Raw genomic sequence first — 949 nt, 5'->3', positions numbered from 1 at the left:
TTCGATTTTATCTTTTACCACTTTGAGCGCCGCTGTTTTTTCCGAAAGTACCAAAATCTTTTTATGCAGCGCGGCAGCCGAAAGCACGAGTGCGGATATGGTGTGCGATTTTCCGGTTCCGGGCGGACCCTGAATATAGCTTATTTCGTTTGCCCACGCGTTTTTCAAAGCCTGCACTTGCGAATTTGAGAGCGAAAGCGGAACGGCGGTGTCTATTGCCTGCTGAATTTCAGCGTCGTTATCTTCGTTGCCTATTTCAACACGGCTGTCCGTCAACGCATTGGCGAGCATCTTTTCTACGACGGGATTTTTGAATTCGGTTTCCGTGCCTATATCTCGCACAAAATTATTCAGCGCTTCAAAAGTGGAAAGCTGGTCGGGAATCGCGTGTAAAAAGAAGTGGTTTGCGTCCACGAAGGACAAGCCCTTTTCAAAGAGCGATTCCGCTCTTTTTATCGGCGTGATAGCAGCGTTCTTTCTCCGCGCGGGACGGTAGGTGTATTTTTCTAATTCCTCTTGAAAATTATATGAAGCTTGCGTTAATTTACCAATGTTTTTGAATGATTCTAGTTTGCGGGTAAATTCGCCGAATATTTCACGCGCCAATTCATTCAAGCGTCCCGTATCAAAAGCGTCGATTCCCTCTATGCGCTGTTCATATTCTTCAACCGCGCTGTTTTCGTCGTCGCTGAGCGGATTTACGGCGTCATCCACAGTATCGTTAAAGCTGTTCGGCGATAACGAGGAAATTAAATCATAATTCAGACTCAGCGTTCCCATATCGGGTTCAAGCGTAACAAACCCGCCGTCGTGCGATATTTCGCACTGCGCTATAAGGAGCGGCGCGGCGAACATTCTTTCTCTGGTTCCTAAAACAGTCCCGAATCCTAAAAACAGTTTCTTGTCATAATTGCTCTCCGTATGCCTTAAATACCTCCGAAGTTCGTCA

Annotated in this window: 1 protein-coding gene; it reads right to left on the bottom strand. The window is 46.5% G+C overall.

Translation table 11 applies throughout. From position 1 onward, the window contains the following. Positions 1-949 (bottom strand): AAA domain-containing protein (locus tag AWU74_RS12465; protein ID WP_202966413.1); only part of this gene is annotated, 949 nt, incomplete at both ends.

The sequence above is a fragment of the Treponema endosymbiont of Eucomonympha sp. genome, assembly GCF_001028545.1.
Note: the sequence above shows the minus strand (reverse complement) of the source record. Positions and strands in the feature narration are given on the sequence as shown.